Below are 25,330 nucleotides of genomic sequence, written 5' to 3'. Positions count from 1 at the left end.
TTAATTCAGTGTGTCCAGCATGCTGGCCAGACGGGCTTCCCAATGTTTTTGTTCCACATCAGCGAAGGCAGTTTTCAGGGTGGATTTGCTTAATACACTATACGCGGGGCGCTGCGCCGGGGTCGGGTAGTCAGCCGTGGTAATCGGATTGACCGGCACCGCCTTATCCAGCAACCCTTTGGCAACAGCCAGGCGTTGGATAGCTACAGCAAAGTCATACCAGCTGGCAACGCCCTGATCAGTCCAGTGATGATTACCCTGAACAGCATGGTATGCTGCAAAAAGACAGGCCTGCGCCAGACCGGCAGCACAGGTCGGCGTACCTACCTGATCGGCAATCACGCCCAGCTGTGGTTTTTCCTTCATCAAACGAAGCATGGTATGCACAAAGTTATTGCCAAAGCGCGAATAGACCCAGGCAGTACGAATCAGGGTATAACTGAGTCCATGAATCGACTCCAGCGCCTGTTCGCCAGCAGCTTTACTGGCACCGTACACCCCAATCGGGTCGCGTAGTGCATCAACCTCAACCGGTGTGTGATGCTGACCGTTAAATACATAGTCGGTCGACACCTGTACCAGGTGCAGGTTGTGGGCTGCACAATACTCACCCAATAAACCCACTGCGGTATCATTGATAAGAAATGCCTGCTCCTGTTCAGATTCAGCGTTATCAACAGCCGTATAGGCAGAGGCATTGATAACGGCACTGGCACTGTATTGTTGCAGTGTTGTGTTGATACTCTGCGCATTCGTAATATCAATATCATCCCGACCAAGACACACCGTTGTATCCGGTGCGGAAGCTGCCAGTTCCCGGGCCAGCTGGCCCGATTTTCCGATAACCACAATCATACTGGCAGCCTTAAAATGCAGGGGCATCACCAAAGGCATAGCCTTTGGTATCTTTATCTGACAACGACGGTAGCTGGCCATCAACCAGCGGCCATTCAATACCCACCGCCGGATCATCCCATGCCAGCGATACTTCTGACTGAGGATGGTAATAATCAGTACACTTGTAGCTGAATTCGGCAACCTGAGTAGTCACATAAAATCCGTGCGCAAAGCCGGCCGGCACCCAAAGCTGACGCTTATTCTGGGCGCTTAGCAGTGCACCCACCCACTTACCGTAGGTTGAGGAGTCTTTACGCATATCCACGGCAACATCAAAGACCTCGCCTTCGGTGACAGACACCAGTTTGCCCTGGGTTTGTTCCAGCTGGTAATGCATGCCGCGCAAAATGCCCTGCTTTGAGCGGCTGCGGTTGTCCTGAACAAAGGTGACATCGGCACACTGCTCACGAAACCAGTTATCGCGGAACGTTTCCATAAAGAAGCCGCGCTCATCGCCAAATACCTTCGGCTCGATGATTTTTACATCGTCAATTGCTGTAGAAATAATTTGCATGATTAAAAAACGTTTTCACTTAATATTTGAAGAAGATATTTACCATAACCACTCTTAACCAGTGGTTTCGCCAGTTCTTGTAATTGCTCAGCACTGATAAACCCCTTACGATACGCAATTTCTTCAGGGCAACACACTTTTAGACCCTGACGTTTCTCAATGGCAGCAATAAAGTTCGATGCATCCATCAGGCTGTCGATAGTGCCGGTATCCAGCCAGGCTGAACCACGACCCATGACCTCAACATCCAGCAACTCCTGCTGTAAAAACACATTGTTGACATCAGTAATTTCAAGCTCGCCACGAGGGGAGGGCTCAATTGCTTTGGCAATATCCACAACCTGGGGCGGATAAAAGTACAAGCCTGTTACCGCATAACTGGACTTGGGTTTGGCCGGCTTTTCCTCAATGCTGATAGCTTTGCCATCCTGATCAAAGTCGACCACACCATAACGCTCAGGGTCAGTAACATGATAGCCAAACACGGTCGCATTGCGCGTATTGTTGTTGGCATGTTGCAGTGATTTCATCATGTCATGGCCGTAGAAGATGTTATCTCCCAGAACCAGCGCCGATGGGCGACCATTAATAAATTCTTCGCCCAGAATAAAGGCCTGCGCCAGACCGTCTGGCGAAGGCTGAGCCACGTATTCCAGCTTGATACCAAGCTGACTGCCATCGCCGAGCAGTTCAATAAACCGGCCCTGCTCTTCAGGAGTGGTAATGATCAGGATTTCTTTGATCCCCGCCAGCATCAAAGTAGACAGCGGGTAATAAATCATGGGTTTATCGTAAATCGGCATCAGCTGCTTGCTGACGACCTTAGTTAATGGGTGCAAACGGGTGCCGGATCCACCGGCAAGAATAATCCCTACGCGTTCACTCATAATCTTCCTTATAATTCTTTGATGGTTGCAATAACAATTCGACCAATACCGTACAACATAAACAAAATAACGCCAAAAAGGGTCATATTATAAATGATTTCGGGGTATTGGTGGGAATCGGGTTGCGTTGGTTTTTCGATGGTCACCAGATGCTGAACCTTTTCATAGGCTTCAACCCGGGTATTTTCCAGCGTTATCAATGAGGATGAATATGCCTGAATAGCGAGTTGTAGCTGAATTTGCAAATCGCTGTACTGGGCCATCACCTCAGTCATCGAAATATTGTCTTTAGAAGACACAGCCCCAGAATTTAGTTCGTTTTTTTGCTTGCTGACCGCTTCCTGCAGCGCAGTGATTTGGCGGCGAATATTCCGGATTTCCGGGGCCAGATCGCTCATCGTAGAGGACATCGCCCGCAACTCTGCCTGTTTTTGAGCCAGGGTTGCTTCCATCGAAAATGCAATTTGCTGAGACGCCGCGCCTTCAGCGGTAGGATCCAGTACATTGTATTTTGCCTGGAAAGCCAGTAAGTCTCGCTTGGCTTTACTAAGCTTTTGTTCAACGAGTTCATGCTCGCCTTTGGCAAAGCCCAGTTTAGATTTTGCCAGATCATTATTGATGTTGTTGATAAAGTCTTCTGCGTGTTCAATGATGGCTTTATTCAGTGTATTGGCAAACTCACTGGTAAAGCCTCGCGTACGCAAAGTGATGACAGCCGAAGACGAATCAACCTCAACTTCGATATGGTCCAGAAAATACTGAAATTTAGCCTCTTTAGATGCACTGCTGCTTAGCCGACTGAAAAAGTCCGCCCGATCCGATTGGTAATTTTTATTCAGTGCATAATTCTCGACGAGATAATCATACATATCCTGAGATTTGATAAAAGCTTCTACCAGAACACTATCAGTAGATAAAGGCGCGTCAGACACAGACGCCATTACTAATGATGTCGGATCAAAGGAACTCCCGCCGTCCGATTTTTTGATAATCAGCTGGCTCTGACTTTCATACTGAGGGGCAGCCCACAACAGCAGATATACCCCATAAATTACCCAGATTACAGCAAAAACCCGTGCTGCGTGACTGGTTAACTGCTTTAGTTTTTTTTGCGTAGACTTCAGCACTATTTTTTACCTTTTCCTGAATTTTTATCACCTGTGTAAATGGCAATACCTTCCTCTAAATCTTCAAAATACGTCAGCTTACCCTTATCGATAAGCACCGCTGAACTGCAGTATTCACGAATCTGATCTAACTCGTGCGACACCATAATCACCCCGGCATTTTTGGCTTTTTCTCTAAGCGTTTCCTTAGCCTTGCGCCGGAATAGGGGATCGCCTACCGATGTGGCCTCATCAATCAGATACACATCAAAATCAATATTCATACAACAGGCAAAAACTAGTTTGGCCCGCATGCCTGATGAGTATGTTTTCACCGGTAAATCAAATTTTTTATTGAGCTCAGCAAACTCCTGTACACTATTTTCGTAGGAAGCTAGCGAGCGTACATTATTAATTCTGCCTATAAATCGTGCATTTTCTCGGCCAGTCATCTGCGGGTGGATGCCGGTTTGAAGCGCCACCGGCCATGACATAGAGCGATTAGTCAGTACTCTGCCGCGATCAGGATATTCGCTTTTAGCCAGCAATCTGAATAACGTAGATTTACCCGCACCATTTCTTCCCAGGATGGCGACATTTTTATCGGTGGGAAAAGAAAAGTTCAGATTCTTGAAAATATACTGAGGGCCAATCTTGCTGGGGTAACTTTTTGTTAGATTTTCAATTTTTATCATCGGGACAATACCTTTTTCCAGGTAAGATGATATAGAGCCAGTGCGAAAAATATAAAGATAACAGTAATTTCTGTTATGTATGAAATACTCACACCTAAATTACCGTATGAAGGGTAACAGGCATATCGTGTCAGTTCGATGAAGTGCACTAAAGGATTCCAGTCCAGATAGTGCCAATGCTCTCTTGGAATATCCTGTAAACTAAAAAATGTGCATGAAATAAAGAAAATTGGTCTTTGAATAAGGCCTTTAATTTTATTTATTTCTGGGATGTAGGTAGCCGCTATTCCGAATATCAGACTTATTGATAGGCAAAATGTCCACAGTAAAAAATACAAATAAATGAGGAGTAAGGGATTATCTACCTGAAAGTCTTTCTTTAATAAGTAAACACTTAACAGCAGCAGAATGATTGCTCCGGCTTTTATTGTGAATTCAAGAAGAGCTGATGTAATCAGGGACGCCATCGGTTGAACCTGACGAAATGCGTACAGGGGTTTATTACGTTTGATAGAACCACTTACAGAACCAAGACACGTCATAAATGACTGAATATACACCATCCCAATAATCATAAAGTTCAGGATAGGTATTGAATGAACCTCGTCACCAGAAATAAAACTTCGGGCAAATGACAGTCCGAAGATAAAGATAAAAGGTTCGAAAAACGCCCAGCCAAGGCCAAGCTTATCGTTAAACTTGCCCTGCAACTCGCGCAAAAACAAGGCGAAGATGACTCTTCGCCAGGCAATTAAATTATCTTTAAAGCTGACCATAATTAATCAAGCGCGACGTTGGCTGCCACCGCAATCTGGTAAATGATTTGGGTGATATCTTTGACTGCCTGCAATGTTTTGGCATCAGTGGCGGGTAGCACAATGACCTGGTCGCCCGGTTTCAGATCTACTTCACCTTCTTTGCTGGAGCGGGTAATACCGGCAATGCTGTCAAACTCAACCAGACCGTTTTTGCGGATAACCAGAATGCGTTCATCATCTGCCCGCTGGGTGAATCCGCCGGCCCAGGCAATATAGTCGGCTGCAGTGGCATCAGGGTTGTAAACCACTGCCTGTGGCAGCATCACTTCACCGCCAATCTGAATCAGGTCAGTCACACCAGGCACAAAAATGGTGTCGTTAGGCTCCAACAAAACATTGGCAACCTGATCATTTTCTGACACCACGACTTTCCCCTGAGGCTCTACTTCACGGGCCCGGGCTACAAAGTCTGACACCAGCTGAGCTTCCTGAGCGCGGATCGCGCCTTCACCGGTTGAGCCAACAGGCGCGGTATATACACTGCGTTCTAGCTGTTGAAGCGAGCGCTCAATAATTTCCCGTTGTTTTTCTGCCACGCTCTCACGTAGCAGGTAGATGTTGTCGACATCTGAAATTTTCGGGTCCACCTGTACATAATTCAGTACTTCTTTAAGGCGAGTGCCTTTGTCCACCATGATTTGTGATGGGCCGGTATGACTTCCCTGAATATTGATGCGGTAAACCTTTTGTTCATGGTCATCGATAAACTCAACCGTATCGCCGGCTTTCAGGCCGTAGTCGCTAAATTCATCGAGGCTCAGATAACGGGAAAATTGTTGACCATGGCGAACACCGGCAATCGAAACATGGTTGATGAAATCATTGGGCGTGGCGTATTTGGTCAGCATGTCACCGGTGAGTTCATCTTCTTTGAACTCAAACGTAAAGCTGTTACGCGCGCCATTTTCAACGATTACCGTGGAACCGACCGGTCGCACCATGATTACATCGCCATCTTTAAATGACAGGTTAGGCAGGGTACCGGTACGCAGAAACTCATATAAATCCGCTGTGGCCACAACTTTACCATCGCGTTTTACATCAATCTGGCGAAAGCTGCCGCGGTGAAAATCAATACCGCCGGCACGTTTAAGAAAATACAGTACGCTGTCAGATGCCTGCCCGGCATACTGGCCAGGGCGCAGAACCGGGCCACTGATATACACGGAGACCGGTGTTGAGGTCAGCAGGTTGACATAGACACTGACATCATTGGTGTAAACCTGTTTAATTTTTGCCGTCACCATGCTGTTTACTGACCCGGCTGGGGTATTAGCAACATGAATCGGACCGATATTCGGAATAAAAATATTGCCCTGGTTATCGACGGTCACAACATCAGAAAAGTTGACGGCGCCCCACATCCAGATGGAGATTTTATCACCCTGTGCAATCAGATAGTTATCATTCAGGCCGTCTGCGCGTTCAGACTCAAAGCCTCCGATAAACAGATTGGCCGCATAGGGCGGATTTTCCATTGGCTGTTGTACCGGGTAAACCGTATCAATAGTCGGCTCACCGGGCAGCGTCATACCGCCTCTTGATGAGTTGCTATACTGCCCCATACTGGACTGGCCATTATTCATACTGGAGATAGTACGGCTACCGCTCATCTGCATGGGAGACACACTGCCCATCGAGCCAGACTGCGCTGAAGAGGCTGCTGCGCTATTGCCGCCAGATTGTTGCTGCTGTGCCTGCTCACGTAACTGCTGCAGGTCGGCAAGACTTTGCGCCTGTGCGCCGGCCACACAGAAACAGGCCAGGAATAGCCCGGCCATTACTTTCAATTTATTACTGATATTACTCACTGAATTCTTCCAATTATTCATTCGAACTAAGCGCAGCGTTTACGCTCCTACGCTAAGCACCGATGCATACTTCACCCAGCCAGCAGGGCCCTGACATAGTAAGGTGGGGGCGGTGGTGGTGGCCTGCTCCTGAGCAGCAGGATATAGCGGGTGACACAACTGTTTCGCAGCAGAATGATAAGGTTTGCCGATCTGCCAGGTCAGGCCATCCAGATCAATTGTCTGGCCATACGCGATGGACGTCGCTGGTGCGATAGCGGCGCGTTCACTGGCCACATTCGAAGCATAATTTCCGTGTACCAGAGGAACATCCGCAGAGACCGGTCCGGGCGCTGAGGCGCACCCGGTGATTAATGTGACCAGTGCCGCTCCCAGCGACCCGAGCACTAAATATTTGAATGACATTTGGGTTACTTTCAACTATTCCAGATGCAAATTGGCGCTAAGCATACCATATAAAATGTAAATTTCACCTTGTTGGCAGCCGCAATATACTGGCTGTCTGAGCCTGCCATTTGGTCTTATCATTTATCAAACAGTTCAATAAATTTTGTGGTCAGAGGGTAGTCACTTTCCGAATTGTCTATTATTATACCGATACCAGAACCATATCACCCACACTATGTGCGCTTAATAATAACGAGTTCTGGACTCAACAATATTGTTGTTAAACGGATTACTAAAGAGTTTTTGCGTCTTTACACATCATGTAAGACACCCGCTGGCAATGGATTTTTCATAACATGTTCGACTACCTCCAACTAATACCGCTGTTCACTGCATTTTTTGTAGCGTTGATTCTATTGGTTGTGATGACGCCGCTGGCCCATCAGTTTGGTCTGGTGGACCAGCCTAATCTACGCAAGCGCCATCACGGGATGGTTCCGCTGACCGGTGGTGTAGCTATTTTCATGGCGGTACTGGTGGCCAGTATCGTGACCGATGTGTGGATGAAAAATAACCCTCTGTTTTTTACTGCCTCTGCGTTTATCGTTTTACTGGGCATGATGGATGATCGGTTTGAGCTCAGTGCCAAAGGCCGTCTTATGTGTCAGTTTGGTGTTGCTGCAATTATGGCCTGGAGCGCTCAAAACTATATTACGTCACTGGGCAATATTGTCGGGTTAGGGCAGGTTGATCTGGGCCTGGCCGGCTACTTCTTTACCATCGTATGCGTGGTAGGCGTAATTAACGCGTTTAATATGATTGATGGCATCGACGGACTGGCTGGCGGTATGAGCCTGGTGGTACTGCTATTTGTGGTTGGCTTATTACTGGCAACCGGCAATGGGGGCGCCATTATGGAGCCGCTGATTATTGCCGCCGCCATTGTGCCGTTTCTGGCCTTTAATCTTAGCTGGAAAGGTTTTAAGGGTAATAAAATCTTTATGGGCGATGCGGGGAGTATGTTTGTCGGCCTGACCATTGTGTGGCTTCTGGTTGATCATGCCCAGGGTGTGGAAGCCGCATTTCGTCCGATTACTGCCGTCTGGCTGATCGGTCTTCCGTTGATGGACATGGCCGCGATTATGTATCGACGGGCCCGTAAAGGACAGTCTGTGTTACGCCCGGACCGCAAACATCTGCACAATATATTTATGCGCGCCGGCTTAAGCTCCAATCAGGCGCTGGTTGCTATTTTGTTTATGGGCAGTCTGTATTGCATGGTAGGTGTGCTGGGCGAAGTATTTATGGTACCTGAGTGGGTCATGTTCCTTGGATTCATCGCGCTGCTGACCGTATACAGTTATATTATTCAGAATATCTGGCGCATGATTCGCAAATTTAAACGGGTGATATAAAAGCCCGTTAACCTTTGGCGCTGACTCGTGTAGTATTGCAGACCGTTTTTCGCAGCCATGACAGATTGTGCCTGATAGCAACCCCCTTTCATTTCGCTTTATTGTTCCGCCAAAGCAGACTGTAACCACGCCCGCGCTGGTCGCTATGTCGACCTACCACAAGGACGATCCTGACTGGCTGGAACAGGCTATCCTGAGCGTACTTGAGCAAACCTATACGGCGTTTACCTTTCTGATCATCCTCGATGGTGACGTATCATCTGTTGCTATGCGCCGGCTATTACGGTTTGCCGGGCAGGACTCACGAATTGTGATTGCACAAAATTCCCGTCAGTCGGGGCTGGCAGCCAGCATGAATAAAGCCATTGAGTGGATGCTGAGCGGCACCCGCTGTGAGTACTTTTTCCGGATGGATGCAGACGATCGCAGCCTGCCGGAACGTTTTGAAAAACAGATTGAGTTTCTTGAATCACACCCTGAAGTGCACGTGCTGGGCACCGCACTGACAGAAATCAATGAGCATGGCGTGAAGGTTGGCTCCCGGGTCATGCCATCATCGCATCATGTGATTGTGCGGGCCTTACCTCGTCGCTGCACATTGAATCATCCTACCGTAGTCATGCGCCGTTCGGTGTTTGAACAAAATATGCGATATGACAGTGAGCTGCAAAATACGCAGGACTATTTCTTATGGATTTCTCTGGCGGCCAGGGGCATGGTAATACGTAATTTGCGCGAGAAGCACCTTGAGTTTCGCCGGGTGAATGATTTCTATAAACGCAGAGGGTTAACAAAATCGTTGAATGAGTGCAGAGCCCGCTTTATTGCTATGCAAAAATTACGTCGTTATTCAGTGGTTAACATTACCTATGCAATCGGTGTATTATGCTTACGTCTGATGCCATCGAGGGTGGTCAGGCTGGCCTATAAACTGGATCGTTTAGTACTTGAAAAGATTGTAAGACATTGACCGTCGGCGCCGTAATTATTCTTTATCATCCACAGGTAGCGCATTTAAACGCCATGCTATCTGCTCTGGAATCTTTGCATATCCCTGTCATTCTGGTGGACAACACACCGGTGCCGTTAACCGGTGCCCAGCTCGAACTGACAGAAAAAACCTATCTTCATTGTCCGGCCAACGTAGGCATTGCTGAAGCCCAGAATCAGGGAATTGATAAACTGATTGAACAGGGGGCGGAGGCAGTACTGATTCTGGATCAGGATAGTCAGCTGACCACAGAGTTTTTACAGGCTCTACTAGATTCTTATTATTACGCACTGGAAACAATGGACCGGGTCGCCTGTCTTGGTCCACAGATCGTGTGTGAATTTATGGACAAAACTGTTCAGGCAAAGATACACAAACCAAATACTATCTGTGACCAACTGCAAAGCGTTCGCCAAATCATTGCATCAGGAATGATCATAAATGTTGAGGCTTATCATAGGGTTGGAAAAAAAGACTCGTTATTGTTTATTGATGGCGTGGATCATGAATGGTGTTGGCGGGCACGGAGTCAAGGGTTTCATGTGCTGCAGGCATGCAATGTAAAAATGAAACATCGTCAGGGAGACGGCCGTCATCGGATACTTGGACTGAACTTTAAACGCGGCGCACCAGTAAGACTTTATTATCAGGTGCGCAATGTGCTTATCCTCTCCAGACGGCGGCATGTACCACTTTATTGGAAGTGCCGTAATCTCTTGGCTCTGCCAGTCAGATGGCTGGTAAACCGATGGTGGTTTCCAGATGGGAAGTTACGCGGACATTTTGTTCTGCGGGGCTTGATAGATGGGCTAAAAGGTAAGTCGGGCAAGTTAGAATAATTCTTGCAACGTCATCAATGTGTCATCAGTGTGGGTTATTTCTGTAACCAATATGAGACACCTCTATAAACCTTTTTGGCTAGTAGTGTTTTATTAGTTGAACGGAACGTTTTTAAGGAAGGGTTGTGAAAGTCACAGTTTTTGGAATCGGATATGTGGGATTGGTGCAAGCCGCTGTGCTTGCCGAAGTTGGGCACGATGTAGTGTGTGTCGACGTTGACCAAAATAAAGTCGACAACCTGAAAAAAGGCCAGATACCAATTTATGAGCCAGGTCTGACGCCACTGGTGACCAGCAACTTCGAAGCTGGCAGACTGGAATTTACTACTGACGCAAAGCGTGGCGTTGAACACGGTGAATTGGCCTTTATCGCAGTGGGTACACCCCCGGATGAAGACGGCTCTGCGGATTTGAAATATGTGCTGAAAGTGGCGGAAACCATTGCCACGCATATGAATAAGCGCATGATTGTTATCAATAAGTCAACGGTGCCAGTAGGGACCGCCGACAAAGTCAAAGCAAAAATCAATGAAACCCTGTCATCACTGAGCAAAGAAGGTGACTTTGATGTGGTTTCAAACCCTGAGTTCTTAAAAGAAGGAGCTGCAGTTACTGACTGTATGCGCCCTGACCGTATTATTCTGGGTACAGACAGCGATAAAGCTGCTGATAAGCTACGTGAGCTTTATGCACCGTTTAACCGCAACCACGATAAAGTGATTGTGATGGATATTCGCAGTGCCGAGCTGACCAAGTATGCGGCGAACTGTATGCTGGCTACTAAAATTAGCTTTATGAATGAAATTGCCAATCTGGCTGAACTGTTTGGTGCAGACATCGAGCACGTACGTCATGGTATTGGCTCAGATCCCCGTATCGGGTATCAGTTTATCTATCCTGGCTGTGGTTACGGCGGCTCATGTTTCCCTAAAGATGTGCAGGCGCTTATTCGTAGTGCAAACGGCGTCGGTTACAAAGCCCGTGTTTTGCAGTCAGTTGAAGAGGTTAACTACGACCAGAAAGAAAAGCTGTTTGAGTACATCATGCGTCATTTTAATAATGATGTTAAAGGTAAAACTATCGCCCTGTGGGGTCTGTCGTTTAAGCCTAATACCGATGATATGCGTGAAGCATCCAGCCGTGTATTGATGGAAAAACTGTGGAATGCAGGTGCTAAGGTACAGGCGTATGATCCGGAAGCCATGGAAGAAACCCAGCGCATTTACGGTGACCGTGATGATCTGGCACTGATGGGCACGAAAGAGTCTGCCCTGACAGGCGCGGACTGTCTGGTTATCTGTACTGAATGGCAGATGTTCCGGGCGCCGGACTTTGAACTAATTAAATCGAAACTTTCTGAGCCGGTGTTATTTGACGGCAGAAACCTATTTGAACCTAAGCGTATGGCAGATTATGGACTACATTACTATGCCATCGGACGCGGATTATCAGTAAAAGGAAACCAGTAATCATGAGTCAGGTTAAAAAAGCAGTTATTCCTGTAGCGGGTCTGGGTACCCGTATGCTTCCGGCAACCAAGGCAATTCCAAAAGAAATGCTGCCGGTTGTGGACAAACCGCTTATTCAGTATGTAGTAAACGAGTGTGTTGCGGCAGGGATCAAAGAGATTATCCTGGTGACTCATGCTAGTAAAAACAGCATTGAAAACCACTTTGATACGTCTTTCGAGCTGGAAGCTACGCTGGAAAAGCGGGTTAAGCGTCAGTTGCTGGAAGAAGTACAGTCAATCTGTCCTAAAGATGTGACTATCATGCATGTACGTCAGGGCCACGCTGCTGGTCTTGGACACGCTATTTTATGTGCTCGTCCACTGGTAGGCGAAGACCCGTTTGCGGTTGTTCTGCCAGACGTTATTATCGATGACGTGGCCAGTAATCCTAAGAAAGACAACCTGGCAGATATGGTAGCTAAGTTTAATACCAGCCGGGTGAGTCAGGTTATGGTTGAACAGGTGCCGCAGGAAGATGTCACTAAGTTTGGTATCGTTGATCTTGACGGTGAAGAAGTGGAAGCCGGTGATTCTGCTAAGATTCACAAGATGGTTGAGAAGCCTTCGCTGGAAGAAGCGCCATCGGATCTGGCTATTGTGGGTCGCTATGTGCTGTCTGAGAAAATCTGGGATCTGCTTGAGTATACGCCTCCGGGTGCTGGCGGTGAAGTGCAGCTGACCGATGCCATTGATGCACTGATGAAGATTGAACAGGTTGATGCCTATACCATGAAAGGCAAGAGTCACGACTGTGGCAGCAAGCTGGGCTATATGATGGCCAATGTTGAGTATGCGATGCGTCACCCTGATCTGGGCGAGCAGTTTAAAGAATACCTTGCTTCGTTGAAGTAAAGTCTGCTGCCAGACAATATCATAATTAAAAAAGGCTCCTACGGAGCCTTTTTGTTATTTGTAGGCCCATGTTTTCTGTCATTTGTGTCCGGTCCTGGCCAGATAGCCAGCAGATGACTAATAAAAAAGACCAGTTAATAAACTGGCCTAAAACCCGTTGCCGGGGGAGACAAGATCGCGGTTTGTCACCGTGATGGGAATGTAACTATTCTACCTTCACGTAATCGCGGATTTTTTCCAGCATCTTCTGGCCAATACCCCGTACTTCTGTGATTTGATCAACTTCAATAAAGTAGCCCATTTCTTCGCGATAGCGGATGATCGCCTGAGCTTTACTTTTTCCTATGCCTGGCAGTAATACCAGTTCCTCCAGTGTCGCTGCATTCAGGTTCAGCTTTTCAATCTGCTGCTCGCTGTGCATCGGACTGTTAATAGACTGGTCCTGAGCATGCAGCGGCAGGTGAATCAGTGACAAGGCAGCCAGAGAGCTATAAAGTACCGTTTTTAGTGATTTCATCGTGTTTTCCTTCCTTGTTAGTGAAAGCCGTGAAGGCAGGAAAAAGAGTAAGCGCTCTTGGGAAAGAAGCCTAGATGTACTTAGGTACAGAAATACATAAAAAGGCAGCCGAGGCTGCCTTATGTATCTTTATATAGAAAACTGATGCTTACAAACGGTCGAGCAGTGCCTGGGTAAACTCAGTAGTACCGGCTTCACCGCCCAGATCACGAGTCGTGCGGTCGCCAGTTTCAATCACATCTTTCAGTGCGCCACGGATTTTTTCTGCTTTGTCGCCCATGTTCAGGTACTCAAGCATCTGAATTGCGGCCAGAATAACCGAGGTTGGGTTTGCCAGGTTTTTACCCGCGATATCTGGCGCTGAGCCATGAACCGCTTCAAAGATGGCGCAGTCTTCACCGATATTGGCACCAGGTGCCATCCCTAAACCGCCAACCAGACCGGCGCACAGATCAGAAATAATGTCACCGAACAGGTTAGTGGTCACGATGACATCAAACTGATGCGGGTTCATTACCAGCTGCATACAGGTGTTATCAACAATCATCTCGGCACTTTCGATATCCGGATAACGCTCACCCACTTCACGGGCTACTTTCAGGAACAGACCTGATGTTGATTTCAGGATATTTGCCTTATGTACGGCAGTCACTTTCTTACGACCTTCGCGACGAGCCAGTTCGTAAGCAAAAGTCACAATTTTCTCAGCACCATCACGAGTGATTTTACTCATTGCTTCTGCTTCGTTACCGTCTTCAGAAACCACCTGACCAAGACCTGAGTACATACCTTGGGTGTTTTCACGTACAGTGATGATGTCGATATCTTCGTAGCGTGCTTTAGTGCCTTTGAAAGACAGCACCGGGCGCAGGTTTGCATACAGTTTAAACTGTTTACGCAGACTGACGTTAATAGAAGTAAAGCCTTCACCAACAGGTGTAGTCAGAGGCCCTTTCAGAGCAACCTTATTCTTTTCGATCATCTCCAGGGTAGATTTAGGAAGCAATTCTCCGTGCTTCTCTAAGGCTACCAGACCGGCGTCTGCATATTCATATTCAAAGTTACAACCAACTTTGTCCAGGATTTGAATGGTGGCATCAATGATATCTGGGCCGATACCATCGCCGCGGATGACCGTAATGCATTGCTGAGTCATGTGGGGAAATCCTCTGGTAATTTTGTCGTTTGAAAGATTAGTAAAACAGCGAAGTGCTGTTGTGACTAATGCCAGACTGCCGGAAATCTATAGCTTATTGAGCCGGCAGGCGATTAGTCATGAACCAAAACCGCGCGCATTTTATAACATCCGCAGCCTGTCGCCTAGTAAAGATCTTAATACACTTTTGAATAAATCGCAGGAATTCACCGTTTTTAATGAATGAAAGCTGGCTTATCGTAACAAGTGACAGTAAATCAGGTCACTGAGTTTTTCTTTATACACGGCAATATTGGACTGACGAACAGGCAAAATATGTAAGCATTGCCGAAGCGCTTCAATACTGCGATCGTCCATAGGGGAGGTAGCGTGCAGCCACTGGCGGGCCAGCAGCAAACTTAAACACAGTAAAGCGTATTCTGTTTTCAGCGGCCCTGATACCTGCGCGGGCATTTTACCGCAATGTCCTAATAATGCCTGATGTAATTTGCTTTGATGCCAGTTTGCTGCCAGCTCTGTAGCCAGCGCAGAAAAGGGCGGGTCACACTGGAGCGACAGTAAACTGTCAACGCTGTGCAAAGCACTGGTTTTATGCGGGAAATGCAGCAAGACTTTTAATGCAGGCAGACTGTACAAGGGCGCGAGCATAAAAGTGCTGACAAGACCCGCCGCCTGCGGAGTCATCTGGCATTTTACGTCCTCACAAATGGCAGAGGCCAGGCTGGCTGTTAAGGCGATTAATGTATTACAGGTACCGGATAGCGGGAACTCGTGCTGGGTCAGACGCTGCATTAATGCCTGTCTGACCAGCATATCGCCGACCCGCTCAGTGCCATAGGTGAGCACGGCCTGCTTCACATCATTGACCGGCAGGTTAAGCCGGTTATCCATCGATGCGGAGGCTTTCAATGCTTTGGCAAACACCGTTTCTTCCTCAATCAGCAGGGCCAGTTCAGTAATATCCACATCCGGATCGCTTAGCGCATCAATGACTTTGAGCAATGATGCCGGCGGGTGATTGAGCGGGTATATCCGGCCGGCGGGCTTAAAGGCGGTGGCCTGCTCATAATCTGCCGGAAACTGCTCGCACAACGCCAGCCACTGTGAAAATGCAATACTGCGGGTCGGAAAGAGTGTGACATCATTAGCCCGCCAGTTAAGGGCTTTTTTGCCATTACTCTGGGTAAACAGGGCAATGTCTGACCCAGTGTTAAACATGACCGTAGAGCGTTCATGACTGTTGGTGCCCTGTGCGGCGGGCCAGCGATCACCGGGAAACGCCAGCCATTGGTGAATTAAAGCTTGCCGGTGCGCCGGCGAATAGCGGGCCACCTGGCGCAATGGTACAAAGAACTGTTGCTGAAAATGCAGTGCCAGATGGGCGCAGCTTATCAGCCACCACTGGGCAGTATTGATACCAGGGCTTTTCAGATATTTTACAAAATCATGCTGTTCGAGCACTTTGTGTACCGCCAGAATATCCCGCCAGTTTTTTAACTGAGGCTTTTGTAAATGCTGGCGAAGTCCCTGCAACACAGAGCGCTCAACATGCAGGCTATGGGTATCCCGGTGATAGGTGGTGGCGCTGAATAACGTAAATGCACCGGCTATCAGATGTTGCGCATAATGGTCGTTGAGCCGGCTGCGATGTGTGAGTATCGCCATCATCAGGCTGACTTTCAGGGGCAGTGGATTGCTCAGCGCGGTTTCCTGACGCATAGCACACACAGCGGCGAGCGCAGCCTGGGGATGATGCTTATTAAATTGAACAATCTGGCGGGCGATACCCAGCCCGGTATTGGGAACATTAAGCAACTTTCCCTGTCTGGCCAGCGCTTTACTGGCTGACTGACTTTGCTGGATAAGCTTTTGGTAATCCGTTCCCAGAGAGGCAAGCATGGTGATTAACTTTTAAGGTAGCTCTGGTAAGCCCCTTCGCCCCAGGCAATCAGCTGATCATTTTCAAATAACAATGGGGTGCACTCATCCTGCGTAGTCAGACCATCGGCGCGGACATGCTGCGTGCGGTAGAACATAACCTGAATAGTCGGTGTTTCGTCCATTTTAGCTTCGGTAATATCTGGTGAACCAAGCATGGCAAGCACTTCCTCACGGGTCGTCCCCAAACGAAGCTTGGTAATTTGAACCTTGTTGTATTCTTCTCTGTCCTGCCAGTCCATGTTTTCTGGTTTGTCCGGATAAAACGAAATTACCAGAAATACAAACAGCACGTAGGCCGCGGTACCAAACAGGAGTAACCGAATAACCTTACTATTCATCCTTCTTCACATTGTTATGGAAAAAAACACTGCACAGTTTACCTTAAAATCCTGTGAAGAAGGAATGATTTAATCGTAAATGTCAGGGTTATTCATTCGGCGTAATCGTATAACACGGAACATATTCGGATCCCGGAAGCTTCATTCGTTGCTGCGCCACAAAAGATTGCAGCAGGGTATCAATCCGGAGGATAAGCTCTGGCTCACCGGTTAACTGAAAGGGGCCCTTTTCCTTGATTTGCCTGATCCCTTCGGCCTTTACATTACCGGTTACAATACCGGAAAAGGCTTTGCGCAACGCCACCGCAAGGCTGGCGGTGTCCTGCTGTGAATGCAGGGCCAGTTCTGCCATGGTCTCGTGAGTGGGTATAAACGGAATCTGAAAAGCCTCTTCAATTTTCAGCGACCAGTTAAAACTGAAAGAGTCGCCTACCGCCAGCCGGTATTGCTCGGTTTTGTGTTTGCTTTCACACAGCGTTCGGGCTACTTCTACCGGATCATCAATGATGATTTGGTATTTGCTCTGGGCTTTTTTGCCCAGGGTAGCACCAACAAACTCATCAATAGCCTCAAAGTAGGCTTCGGTCCCCTGCGGGCCGGTCAGAATCACGGGAATAGGTTGTTGGGCATTGCGTTCGTTGGTCAAAATGCCGAGCAAATACAGCAGCTCTTCGGCGGTTCCCACACCACCAGGAAAAATCACAATGCCATGGGCAAAGCGGACAAATGCCTCTAGTCGTTTTTCAATGTCCGGCATGATGATAAGTTCATTAACAATAGCATTGGGCGGCTCGGCAGCAATGATACTGGGCTCTGAAATACCAATGTAGCGGCCATGTGTATAGCGTTGCTTGGCATGACCGATGGTAGCCCCTTTCATTGGACCTTTCATCGCCCCGGGGCCACAGCCGGTGCATATATTCATCTCGCGCAGGCCAAGCTGATAACCCACTTCCTTGGTGTATTTATACTCGTGTTGATTAATCGAATGCCCGCCCCAGCACACAATGGTGTTCAGCTCATCATTACCTTCCAGAGCCTGAGCATGGCGCAGCATATCAAACACCATATCGGTGGTAGCCACGCTATCGGCCGGTACAGGATCATGCAAAAAAGCGTACTTATTCCCCATAAACAGCATATCGCGCAATACCGCAAATACATGCTCATGAACACCGCGTACCAGTTTGCCATCGACAAACGCTACTTCCGGCGGATTTACCAGCTCAATTTTTACCCCGCGTTCCCGGCGTATCAGGCGAATATCAAAATCCTGATAGGGCGCAAACAGCATTTCGTAGTTGTCTTCATCGACCCCGCTGTTGAGTACGGCCAGACAACAGTTACGAAAAACATCGTAAAGCTGACTACGGGTGGTATCCTGAAGCTGTGACACTTCAAGCTGAGAAAGCTGGCTCATCCAGCCCAGAGGATTTAGCTGCACTTTTTTCATATTATTTGTCCTGTTCGATAACTACGCAGTTTCGACCGGAGCGTTTAGCGCTGTACAGCAGATTATCGGCGCGCTCAAAAACACTGTCAGCGGTGTCGTCCGGACCAAAACATGCACCGCCAAAGGATGCTGTAATGGTGACTTTCTCCTGTTTGAATTTAAGCGGAAGCTCCGTCAGGCGGGTTCGGAGCCGGTCTAGTTTTTGTTTTAACACACCCAACTCGGTGGCTGGAAATATCATGACAAATTCTTCGCCACCCCAGCGGGAAATAAACTCAGTACCGGTCAGGCCACTTTTAAGTTGTTTGCCAACGATTTGCAGGGTTTTGTCGCCGGCAGCATGACCATATTTGTCGTTGATCGACTTAAAGTGGTCAATGTCTGCCACCGCCAGACACAGCGATGTATTGGCCGCCCGTGCCTGTTGGCGCAAAGCACTGATACGCTCATTGTAGGCTTGCCGGTTTGGTAGTCGGGTCAGTGGGTCGGTCTGGCTGGCAATCACCTGTTCAGCCAGTTTTCTGCGATAAAATTCGGTCTGTTGCTCTAAGGTGGTTAACTGGGTCTGCATATTCTGCAACAAGCCCATAAGCTCGTTCTGTTCGGTCTGTTCATGCTCCTGACGTTCGGTCAGCGTGGACGCCATTTTTTGCAGACAACGCTGAGCTTCGCTGCGCAAGGACTCAACAGACGCCGATTCATTCACAGTATCCTCAAATACGGATAGCTGACTGAGCATGTCATCGTCGGTTTTTACCCGGCTGGCAAATACGTCCTGAGATTTGGTAATGCTCCGGCTTACATCCTTATTCACTGCCCCCAGCGCGTTATGCAGACTTTGAATCACTTTACCGGAAAACGTCGCTTCGCTTAGCGAGTCTTTCACGAGTACCCGTAAAATGATCAGGCAGGTTTGCAGCAAATCCTGATGACTCAGGCCATTATCAAGATGCTGACGAAGATCTGCCAGCTGATGATTATCCGGCAGTTTTGTTGAGTAGGTGTCGAGCAGCTGTTGCAGTTCACTGTGGACGGTTGCGCTGAATTTATCGCTTAACAGTGCAGAACTCGGCTGATTGCCTGACGGGGCTGGACCAGGTCCTGCTGCTGAGCTTGCCGGCAGTTGCCGGTACAGCGCAATCACGTTGAGGCATAATTTTATCAGGGCAAACAGATTATGTTCGGTTTGAGATGCACTGGTCAGCAGCTGGGCAGTGTGCTTCTTAAAGGCATCATCATGGGCAAAAGAGCGTTGCAGACTTTTTACTGACTGCTCTACCACTTCAATCGTGGCATGATTAAAGCGAGTCAGTTTTTGTTCACTGCTCTGAAAAAGCCGCTCCAGTTTGTCCATACTGACCCGGGCCAGCGTGAAATCAGGCTGGCCCGCCAGATGACTGCGCAGGGTTTGCAGTTCGGTATCCAGCTCGTCAGAGTATCCTTCATAAAATGCAGAAAGTCGGACAATGAATTGAGCCAGAAGTACATGTTGGTCTTTTAATTTTTGTAACTGCTTTTCTGTCATGCAGGAAATTCATTCCATTGCTTACGATTATATAGTTAGTGTGGCATAAGCCAGCTCGATTTGCCCGATTACTGTCGGGCCGTTCTGAGACGAGGGTAGGGAGACTCAAAATTAGACCGGAACGGGTTGATATCCAGGCCACCACGACGGGTGTAGCGCGCCAGCACGGTCAGCTTCTGCATGCCGGGCAAGGCCAGTAAATCGGTAAATATGCGCTCCACGCACTGTTCATGAAACTCATTATGCTGACGAAAACCGATGAGATAGCGCAACAGGGCTTCACGGTCCAGTTGCTGCCCGTGGTAACGGATGATGATGCTGGCCCAGTCCGGCTGACTGGTAATCAGGCAGTTTGATTTCAACAGGTGGCTGACCAGGGTTTCTTCAACATGCTGCTCGGTAGTCAGTAGCAGATTGCTGTCTGGCGTGTAGCTATCCACCTCGATATCCAAATCGTCAATACATTCGCCGGGCAAATCGCGAATATCAAATCCATTAAATTCCTGTGGCAGATAGACGCTCACATTCACGGGTTCGCCGGCACAGGCAGATAAATCCCGGGTCAGTGTGTCTTTTACACTGGCGGTGGACGCAAACCGGGTCTGATTGAAGCTGTTGAGATACAGCTTGAACGATTTTGACTCGATCAGGTTGGCTGAGGTCACCGGTACGTGACACTCTACAATACCCACCTGAGGTTTGCCTTTATGGTTAAGCCAGGACAGTTCAAAACCCGTCCAGGTGTCATGGCCATCAAAAGGTAACGCATCAGCGCGAATACCCTGAGCATCGCGACTCAGTGCCCGGGGCACCCCTTGCAACAACGCCGGATTATAATTGGCTTCATAATCCACGCTCTGGCCCAGCGTCAGGCCTTCGGGGAGTGATGTGGTGTATTTGTTTGTCATAACAACCTGATAAAACGTAAACTTAGCATTATCGTGAATTGTACGATCAAATCGTCGGTTTGCCGAACTTATCAAAATGAGGATGTTATCAGCTTATGTCACAAACTATAGACCAGGTGCTTGACGGTTTTATTACCAGCCTGCTGAGTAAGGCGGATGCAGCAGGGCGGCCACTGCAAGTGACGTATGAAGCCGGCTGGGATTCACCTTGTCATCGCCATCCGGCCACAGACGGCGAACAGGTGGCATGGCGACCGGTCAGGCAGACACAGCCGGGCAGCTTTGTGGAAGTGGAAAAGGCGCTGGAACTTAAGCTTAATGCCCAGTATTGCGAATTTTTCCGCTGTTATTATTCAGAAAATCTGCCGGCTACCGCAGCACAGGGAGATTGTGAACTGCTGCAGGTCATTAACCAGCAGGATTTTGAGCGTTTGCAGGAAAATCTCATCGGGCATGTGTTGATGAAGCGACGCCTGAAACAGCCTGAAACACTGTTTTTTGGTTTAACCAGTGATGATGAGCTGATTCTGACTGTCGACAACCAGACCGCAGAAGTACTGCTGGAACGGGTGGGCAAAAAAGCCACCGAAGTACTGGCCCCCGATTTGGTGTCTTTTATTCAGTCACTGAGTCCGCGTCTGCCTGAGTGAGCTTATTTAGCCGTTGCTCCAGTACGGCGACGGCGGCTTCCAGTGTATCCACTCGTTTTTGCAGCGCATCGATTGAGCGGGCATCGTCAGTCTTGGTGGGCGCTGGTGCTTTATCACTGGCGTTAAACCGTTTAATCGCATCAATGGCCTGCGTCACACTGACCTTCATAGGTGCTTTGCTTCGAAGTAGTCCGACGCTGGGCTGAAGCCCTTGCTGATGAAGCTGGTGGCTTAGCATCACCAGTTGCTGTATCACATCACTGCCCATAACAAACCTGTTTAAGAGAAAAGTATAATTTAGCATGATTAACCTGTGCGTCACTATACAGCCAGTAATGCGAAACTCACCATAATTTAGTCAAAATTCTCAAATCTTGTGAAATTCATTATCACAGTGAAAATAAAAAGGCATTAAAAACAAAAGGATATAATTGGCCTGCAATTTGTTTACTTTGTTTTACACACATTAATAAATAAAAAATTTGAAAGGGATACACTCATGAAAATGCTTATGCTTGCTCTTGCTGTCAGCGCACCGGTTTTGTTATCTGGCTGTGTGATTTCCGTTGATGGTAATGGAAAAGGTTACAACAACGAATGGGAAGACCGGGAATTCAATAACCGTAAGCACATTGCCAATCTGAGCACCGGCACAGCCTTTGAACAGGTTGTCAATAAAATGGGGGTGGCGGATTTCAGTGAAATGCATCAAAAAGATGATGGCACCTATCGGGTACTTTACTATCGCACACAGCGCACCATGGAAGATGGCCTGACTACCAAGGATGAGTGCACTCCGCTGGTGTTTAAAAACGGCCAGCTTGTCGGATGGGGCGACAGCGCATACGGGTATCTGTAACCGGTTTTAACCATATGCGTTTCTTTTGATAATAAATCTGGCTATTATCTGAACAGTCAAGCCTGCCATTATCAAACGGAGCGCGCTCATGTCCGTCAATCATTCTATCTCTGCCGATAATATCACTGCCAGTTATCTGAGCCCGGATGATCTGAATGCGGCAGCCTCGGTGCTATACGCGGCTTATCATGATGACGCGGTTCTGTCGGTGATTTTTGATCAAGCCAGAGAAGGCTTTGAAAGTCGTTTACGACAAGCACTGAAACAGGAACTAACCGCTTTTTGGGACAGTCAGCAGGTCATATTGGGGCTGTACTACGAATCCCGTTTGCTGGCGGTTGCCTGTCTTTGTCTGCCGTACGCGGGGTTCACGCCGGCCAGATTATGGAACTGGCGGTTTAAGATGATGCTGACCGCCGGATTAGCCGGTACCCGTCAGTTTGTAGACAAAGAAACCCAGATTTTCTCAGCCTTGCCGGATCCATCCTGTCATATGATTTCCCTGATTGCCGTTCACCCTGAATACCAGCATCAGGGGATGGGACATATTCTGGTCGGTGCCATCGAAACAGTGGTTGGTGAGTCTGTCACCTCAAACGGAGCGGCGGTTTTTGCAACCTTACCTGCCTATCAGTCCTTGTTTCAGGATTGTGGCTTTAGCGTATTGAAATCTCTTCAGGTAGCCGGCGTTACAGGCCAGTTATTGTTCAAAATAAGACCAGGTGCATAAAAGTTTCGATCAGCGACATGGGAATGTTGTAGAAATTTAGGACAACCCATGTAAGACATTTCGTACATTTTTGTAGGTTTTTCTCCCTTTTTATTAGACGAAAGATGTATGATTTTCTCGTATCTAATTGTTAATTAATAGAAAAATAAGATTATTCAGATTCAGTAATCAGATTAACACGAAAAAATATTGAAATAGCGGTCGCAAAGGTTTTTGTGAGTCGTACTATAGTTTCTGTCACAGGGAGACACGACGAGTCAGGACGACACGAACTAGATTGGAACTTAGGGAACAGTTAGTCAACACGGATTGGTTGAGAAACGGACTTAAGGACAAAGGACAGTTCAAAGGAGTGAGCCCGGACATCTTCACAGATGAAGACACCTTAAGGAATAAGGTTAAAGGAAAGGGAACACGGCCGGTATGGTCGAAGGACAAGCCAGTGGATGGTAATACGCCAAAGGGATCGGCGTTAAAGGGATAGCGCGCAGGGAGGCGAGCGGCAGGGAAGCTGGCACAAGGAGTGTCAGGCTAAACAAGGAGCGTGAGCCCACAGGGAGTGTGGGTAATCAGGGACGATATGCCAGGCAGGCACAAAGGAATGCTCACTGTAGTGAGTGTGCGTCAAGGGAACTGACGCTGCAGGGAAGCGCAGGTGTCGGCAGGGAGCGCCGGACCTGCGGAAATCATGGAAGAGAATCAGGGAGTGAAAAGGAAGACAGGCCAGGGATTGGCAAAAAAGGACATCTCAGGGGTGAGATTACGTTAAAGGAACAACGTAGCAGGGATGCACAGGAGCCGGCATGGAACACCGGCAGGAGAGGGAGTTAAGCCAGGCAGGCGTCTAGGGACCACCTCAGGGACGAGGGTTGCAACATGAAGGATGTGTTGTGATGTAAGGACCAATGGAAAAGGGAACTGTCAATGGAACGGCAGCCCGCACAGGACTTGCGGGATAAGAGGGAAAGGGCGTACATGGATTTAGGTCATGATTGACCTGTTGCTACGGACAGCAGAGATGGATGCTCAAAATTCAAAGAAAGCGGCAGCAATATTGTTGTCGCTTTTTTTGACGTTTTTGACGACGGCAAAGTCTCAAACGCTAACTCACCCGGTAGGGAAGCAACTCAGTATTGATGACGTTGCGTCCTATCATCTGCACTTCACCGGTATACTTATCTTCTCCATTGCCGGAAAACTCAAATATAAATACCGATAGCCAGTCAAGCTTGCCATAACGAAACGACAAACGGGTTTGTTTTCTGGCCACTGCCAGCAGCTGCAGATTATGGGTCTGACAATAGCGGGCAATTTGCTGATTAGCCTGTTCACTGATACTGCGAATACGCCAAAACTGCATGGCCACAACCACCATGACTAACAGCAGAATTACCTCACCCAGTGTCACGACTGTGCTCCCCGGGTTTGTGAGAACAAGGTCCCAATAGCGCGAGCCAGACTGTCGCTGCGCTCAGGGGTGCGTAGCAAGGCCAGCACCTGGTCGCGTAATACGGGTAAACGCACCAGATCGGCAAAAAAGCCTTGAAACAGCGCACCATTAAACTGCTTTTTCTCATCAACCATCGCCACCTGTTCAAAAAAGGCTTTTAGCAGGGACTCATCAAACTGCACAAAATGCCGGCCTGCAATGACACTTAATGTATCCATGTCAACCGGTTGCTCAGGGGCCAGTAACTGTGTCAGTAAGCGCTGAACACGGGGCGCCGGCTGGCTGCTCGCCAGGGCGCGCAGGCGAGCCAGATCCAGACGTTTTTCATCATCGGGGGTAAGACCCTGCTCAAGGGTAGTCACCAGCGCCTGCTCAAATTCATCCGGCAGAGGCGTATTTTCAGCCGCATGCAACAAGGTCTGAATAAAGTCAGCCGCATATAAGTCCATCTGACGAATCAGAGGCTCGCTAAGGGCTTTATCGGGCAGGCGCAATGCGACATCAGCAATAGCCTGTACCGACAGTTTAGTCCAGTCCATAACGGCCGGGTGACGGATATATTCCTCGACTTCAGTTGCTCCCTTCGCTAGAGGCTTGTTAAATAACTGGCGGGTGAATGCACTGAACTGAGCCATAACAGACTGATTGGGTACAAAGGTATACGGGTTATCCGGCAGTTTTTCTGCTTTTTCTGTGTCTTCACTCAGGCTTGACCCCAGCGCATCAACAATAATCTGTAAAAAATGGTTGCGGGTGGCTGTGACCAGCAATCCCTGTTCATCCACCGGAAACTTTAAAAACCAGATATATTCTTGTGCCTGTGGCTGATTATTCCAGAAAATAACCGCAAACCAGGCGTGTTGCTGGCGTGGCCAGGGGACCACACGTTGACCGTTTTCTATTTCCAGGAACGTCTGCGCAGGCAATTCTGCCATGCCCCGGCCCATATCAAGTACGCTAAAGTTTGTGCCAGCATGAAGTAAAAACTCACTGATCGACTCGATACGTTCTGCGCTCATAATGCCTCTAAAGTTCAGGGGGGTGAAAAGACGCCTAGTTTACCCACCCAAACAGCCGATGA

General features: G+C 48.2%; 26 protein-coding genes. 8 read left to right on the top strand and 18 right to left on the bottom strand.

Annotation, left to right across the window (positions count from 1 at the left end; all coding sequences use genetic code 11):
- The 8 genes from rfbD to EZV72_RS14180 all read right to left on the bottom strand — a co-directional run bounded on the left by rfbD (position 1) and on the right by EZV72_RS14180 (position 7,133).
- Entirely contained in the window at positions 1–855 is an 855-nt protein-coding gene (rfbD, locus tag EZV72_RS14215; RefSeq protein ID WP_137167849.1) for a dTDP-4-dehydrorhamnose reductase, read from the bottom strand.
- Between the two features lie 10 nt (positions 856–865).
- A complete protein-coding gene (gene rfbC, locus EZV72_RS14210; protein WP_137167848.1) occupies positions 866–1,411 on the bottom strand; it encodes a dTDP-4-dehydrorhamnose 3,5-epimerase in 546 nt (181 codons plus the stop codon).
- Positions 1,412–1,413: 2 nt separating this feature from the next.
- A complete protein-coding gene (rfbA, locus tag EZV72_RS14205; RefSeq protein ID WP_137167847.1) occupies positions 1,414–2,298 on the bottom strand; it encodes a glucose-1-phosphate thymidylyltransferase RfbA in 885 nt (294 codons plus the stop codon).
- Positions 2,299–2,306: 8 nt separating this feature from the next.
- Complete coding sequence (locus EZV72_RS14200) at positions 2,307–3,425, bottom strand: capsule biosynthesis protein (RefSeq protein WP_137167846.1); 1,119 nt, start codon at positions 3,423–3,425, stop codon at positions 2,307–2,309.
- Positions 3,425–4,099, bottom strand: a complete 675-nt coding sequence (locus EZV72_RS14195) for an ABC transporter ATP-binding protein (RefSeq protein WP_137167845.1) — start codon at positions 4,097–4,099, stop codon at positions 3,425–3,427. The genes EZV72_RS14200 and EZV72_RS14195 overlap by 1 nt, the downstream gene beginning before the upstream one ends.
- The gene (locus EZV72_RS14190) at positions 4,096–4,875 is read right to left on the bottom strand and encodes an ABC transporter permease (protein ID WP_137167844.1); all 780 of its coding nucleotides are present in this window, start codon (positions 4,873–4,875) and stop codon (positions 4,096–4,098) included. The genes EZV72_RS14195 and EZV72_RS14190 overlap by 4 nt, the downstream gene beginning before the upstream one ends.
- Before the next feature lie 2 nt (positions 4,876–4,877).
- Positions 4,878–6,698 (bottom strand): polysaccharide biosynthesis/export family protein, encoded by a 1,821-nt coding sequence (locus EZV72_RS14185; protein ID WP_137168769.1) that lies wholly within the window; start codon positions 6,696–6,698, stop codon positions 4,878–4,880.
- A gap of 69 nt (positions 6,699–6,767) precedes the next feature.
- On the bottom strand, positions 6,768–7,133 hold the full coding sequence (locus EZV72_RS14180) for a hypothetical protein (protein WP_137167843.1): 366 nt from the start codon (positions 7,131–7,133) through the stop codon (positions 6,768–6,770).
- A gap of 338 nt (positions 7,134–7,471) precedes the next feature.
- Between EZV72_RS14180 and wecA the strand changes: the two genes are divergently transcribed.
- The 5 genes from wecA (at position 7,472) to galU (ending at position 12,722) form a co-directional block, all read left to right on the top strand.
- On the top strand, positions 7,472–8,530 hold the full coding sequence (gene wecA, locus EZV72_RS14175; RefSeq protein WP_137167842.1) for a UDP-N-acetylglucosamine--undecaprenyl-phosphate N-acetylglucosaminephosphotransferase: 1,059 nt from the start codon (positions 7,472–7,474) through the stop codon (positions 8,528–8,530).
- 67 nt (positions 8,531–8,597) lie between these two features.
- Complete coding sequence (locus EZV72_RS14170; RefSeq protein ID WP_232364428.1) at positions 8,598–9,500, top strand: glycosyltransferase; 903 nt, start codon at positions 8,598–8,600, stop codon at positions 9,498–9,500.
- A gap of 53 nt (positions 9,501–9,553) precedes the next feature.
- On the top strand, positions 9,554–10,360 hold the full coding sequence (locus tag EZV72_RS14165) for a glycosyltransferase family 2 protein (RefSeq protein WP_269747641.1): 807 nt from the start codon (positions 9,554–9,556) through the stop codon (positions 10,358–10,360).
- A 125-nt stretch (positions 10,361–10,485) separates the two neighbouring features.
- Positions 10,486–11,829: a UDP-glucose dehydrogenase family protein gene (locus tag EZV72_RS14160; protein WP_137167840.1), complete on the top strand. Its 1,344-nt coding sequence runs from the start codon at positions 10,486–10,488 to the stop codon at positions 11,827–11,829.
- Positions 11,830–11,831: 2 nt separating this feature from the next.
- Positions 11,832–12,722 carry a UTP--glucose-1-phosphate uridylyltransferase GalU gene (gene galU / locus EZV72_RS14155; RefSeq protein WP_137167839.1) on the top strand — a complete coding sequence of 297 codons (891 nt, stop codon included), beginning with the start codon at positions 11,832–11,834 and terminating at the stop codon, positions 12,720–12,722.
- A 205-nt stretch (positions 12,723–12,927) separates the two neighbouring features.
- On the opposite strand, the gene EZV72_RS14150 is transcribed toward galU, so the two are convergent.
- The 7 genes from EZV72_RS14150 to queF form a co-directional block, all read right to left on the bottom strand.
- A complete protein-coding gene (locus EZV72_RS14150; protein ID WP_137167838.1) occupies positions 12,928–13,239 on the bottom strand; it encodes a ComEA family DNA-binding protein in 312 nt (103 codons plus the stop codon).
- Between the two features lie 148 nt (positions 13,240–13,387).
- Positions 13,388–14,395, bottom strand: coding sequence for an isocitrate dehydrogenase (locus tag EZV72_RS14145; protein WP_137167837.1), 1,008 nt, complete (start codon positions 14,393–14,395; stop codon positions 13,388–13,390).
- Positions 14,396–14,629: 234 nt separating this feature from the next.
- Positions 14,630–16,294 (bottom strand): HDOD domain-containing protein, encoded by a 1,665-nt coding sequence (locus EZV72_RS14140; RefSeq protein ID WP_137167836.1) that lies wholly within the window; start codon positions 16,292–16,294, stop codon positions 14,630–14,632.
- A 5-nt stretch (positions 16,295–16,299) separates the two neighbouring features.
- Positions 16,300–16,674: a DUF3192 domain-containing protein gene (locus tag EZV72_RS14135; RefSeq protein ID WP_137167835.1), complete on the bottom strand. Its 375-nt coding sequence runs from the start codon at positions 16,672–16,674 to the stop codon at positions 16,300–16,302.
- A gap of 88 nt (positions 16,675–16,762) precedes the next feature.
- Complete coding sequence (gene ppnN / locus EZV72_RS14130) at positions 16,763–18,127, bottom strand: nucleotide 5'-monophosphate nucleosidase PpnN (RefSeq protein WP_137167834.1); 1,365 nt, start codon at positions 18,125–18,127, stop codon at positions 16,763–16,765.
- Position 18,128: 1 nt separating this feature from the next.
- A complete protein-coding gene (locus tag EZV72_RS14125) occupies positions 18,129–19,652 on the bottom strand; it encodes a GGDEF domain-containing protein (protein WP_137167833.1) in 1,524 nt (507 codons plus the stop codon).
- Positions 19,653–19,720: 68 nt separating this feature from the next.
- On the bottom strand, positions 19,721–20,560 hold the full coding sequence (queF, locus tag EZV72_RS14120) for an NADPH-dependent 7-cyano-7-deazaguanine reductase QueF (RefSeq protein WP_137167832.1): 840 nt from the start codon (positions 20,558–20,560) through the stop codon (positions 19,721–19,723).
- 95 nt (positions 20,561–20,655) lie between these two features.
- Here queF and syd point away from each other — a divergent pair, with 95 nt between their 5' ends.
- On the top strand, positions 20,656–21,210 hold the full coding sequence (gene syd / locus EZV72_RS14115) for a SecY-interacting protein (protein WP_137167831.1): 555 nt from the start codon (positions 20,656–20,658) through the stop codon (positions 21,208–21,210).
- Here the strand turns inward: syd and EZV72_RS14110 are convergent.
- The gene (locus tag EZV72_RS14110; protein ID WP_137167830.1) at positions 21,176–21,478 is read right to left on the bottom strand and encodes a hypothetical protein; all 303 of its coding nucleotides are present in this window, start codon (positions 21,476–21,478) and stop codon (positions 21,176–21,178) included. The genes syd and EZV72_RS14110 overlap by 35 nt on opposite strands.
- A 231-nt stretch (positions 21,479–21,709) precedes the next feature.
- On the opposite strand from EZV72_RS14110, the gene EZV72_RS14105 reads away from it, so the two are divergent.
- Together EZV72_RS14105 and EZV72_RS14100 are read left to right on the top strand one after the other, a co-directional pair.
- Positions 21,710–22,069 (top strand): DUF3192 domain-containing protein, encoded by a 360-nt coding sequence (locus tag EZV72_RS14105; protein ID WP_137167829.1) that lies wholly within the window; start codon positions 21,710–21,712, stop codon positions 22,067–22,069.
- An 88-nt stretch (positions 22,070–22,157) separates the two neighbouring features.
- Positions 22,158–22,799: a GNAT family N-acetyltransferase gene (locus EZV72_RS14100; protein WP_137167828.1), complete on the top strand. Its 642-nt coding sequence runs from the start codon at positions 22,158–22,160 to the stop codon at positions 22,797–22,799.
- Positions 22,800–23,901: 1,102 nt separating this feature from the next.
- Here EZV72_RS14100 and EZV72_RS14095 read toward each other — a convergent pair.
- Complete coding sequence (locus EZV72_RS14095) at positions 23,902–24,207, bottom strand: DUF3301 domain-containing protein (RefSeq protein WP_137167827.1); 306 nt, start codon at positions 24,205–24,207, stop codon at positions 23,902–23,904.
- The gene (locus EZV72_RS14090) at positions 24,204–25,268 is read right to left on the bottom strand and encodes a DUF3549 family protein (RefSeq protein ID WP_137167826.1); all 1,065 of its coding nucleotides are present in this window, start codon (positions 25,266–25,268) and stop codon (positions 24,204–24,206) included. Before EZV72_RS14090 ends, EZV72_RS14095 begins: the two co-directional genes overlap by 4 nt.
- Between the last annotated feature and the right edge of the window lie 62 nt (positions 25,269–25,330).

Source organism: Salinimonas lutimaris, from assembly GCF_005222225.1.
Lineage (GTDB): Bacteria > Pseudomonadota > Gammaproteobacteria > Enterobacterales > Alteromonadaceae > Alteromonas > Alteromonas lutimaris.
The sequence above is the reverse complement of the archived record's forward strand: the minus strand, read 5'-3'. Positions and strand labels throughout refer to the sequence as shown.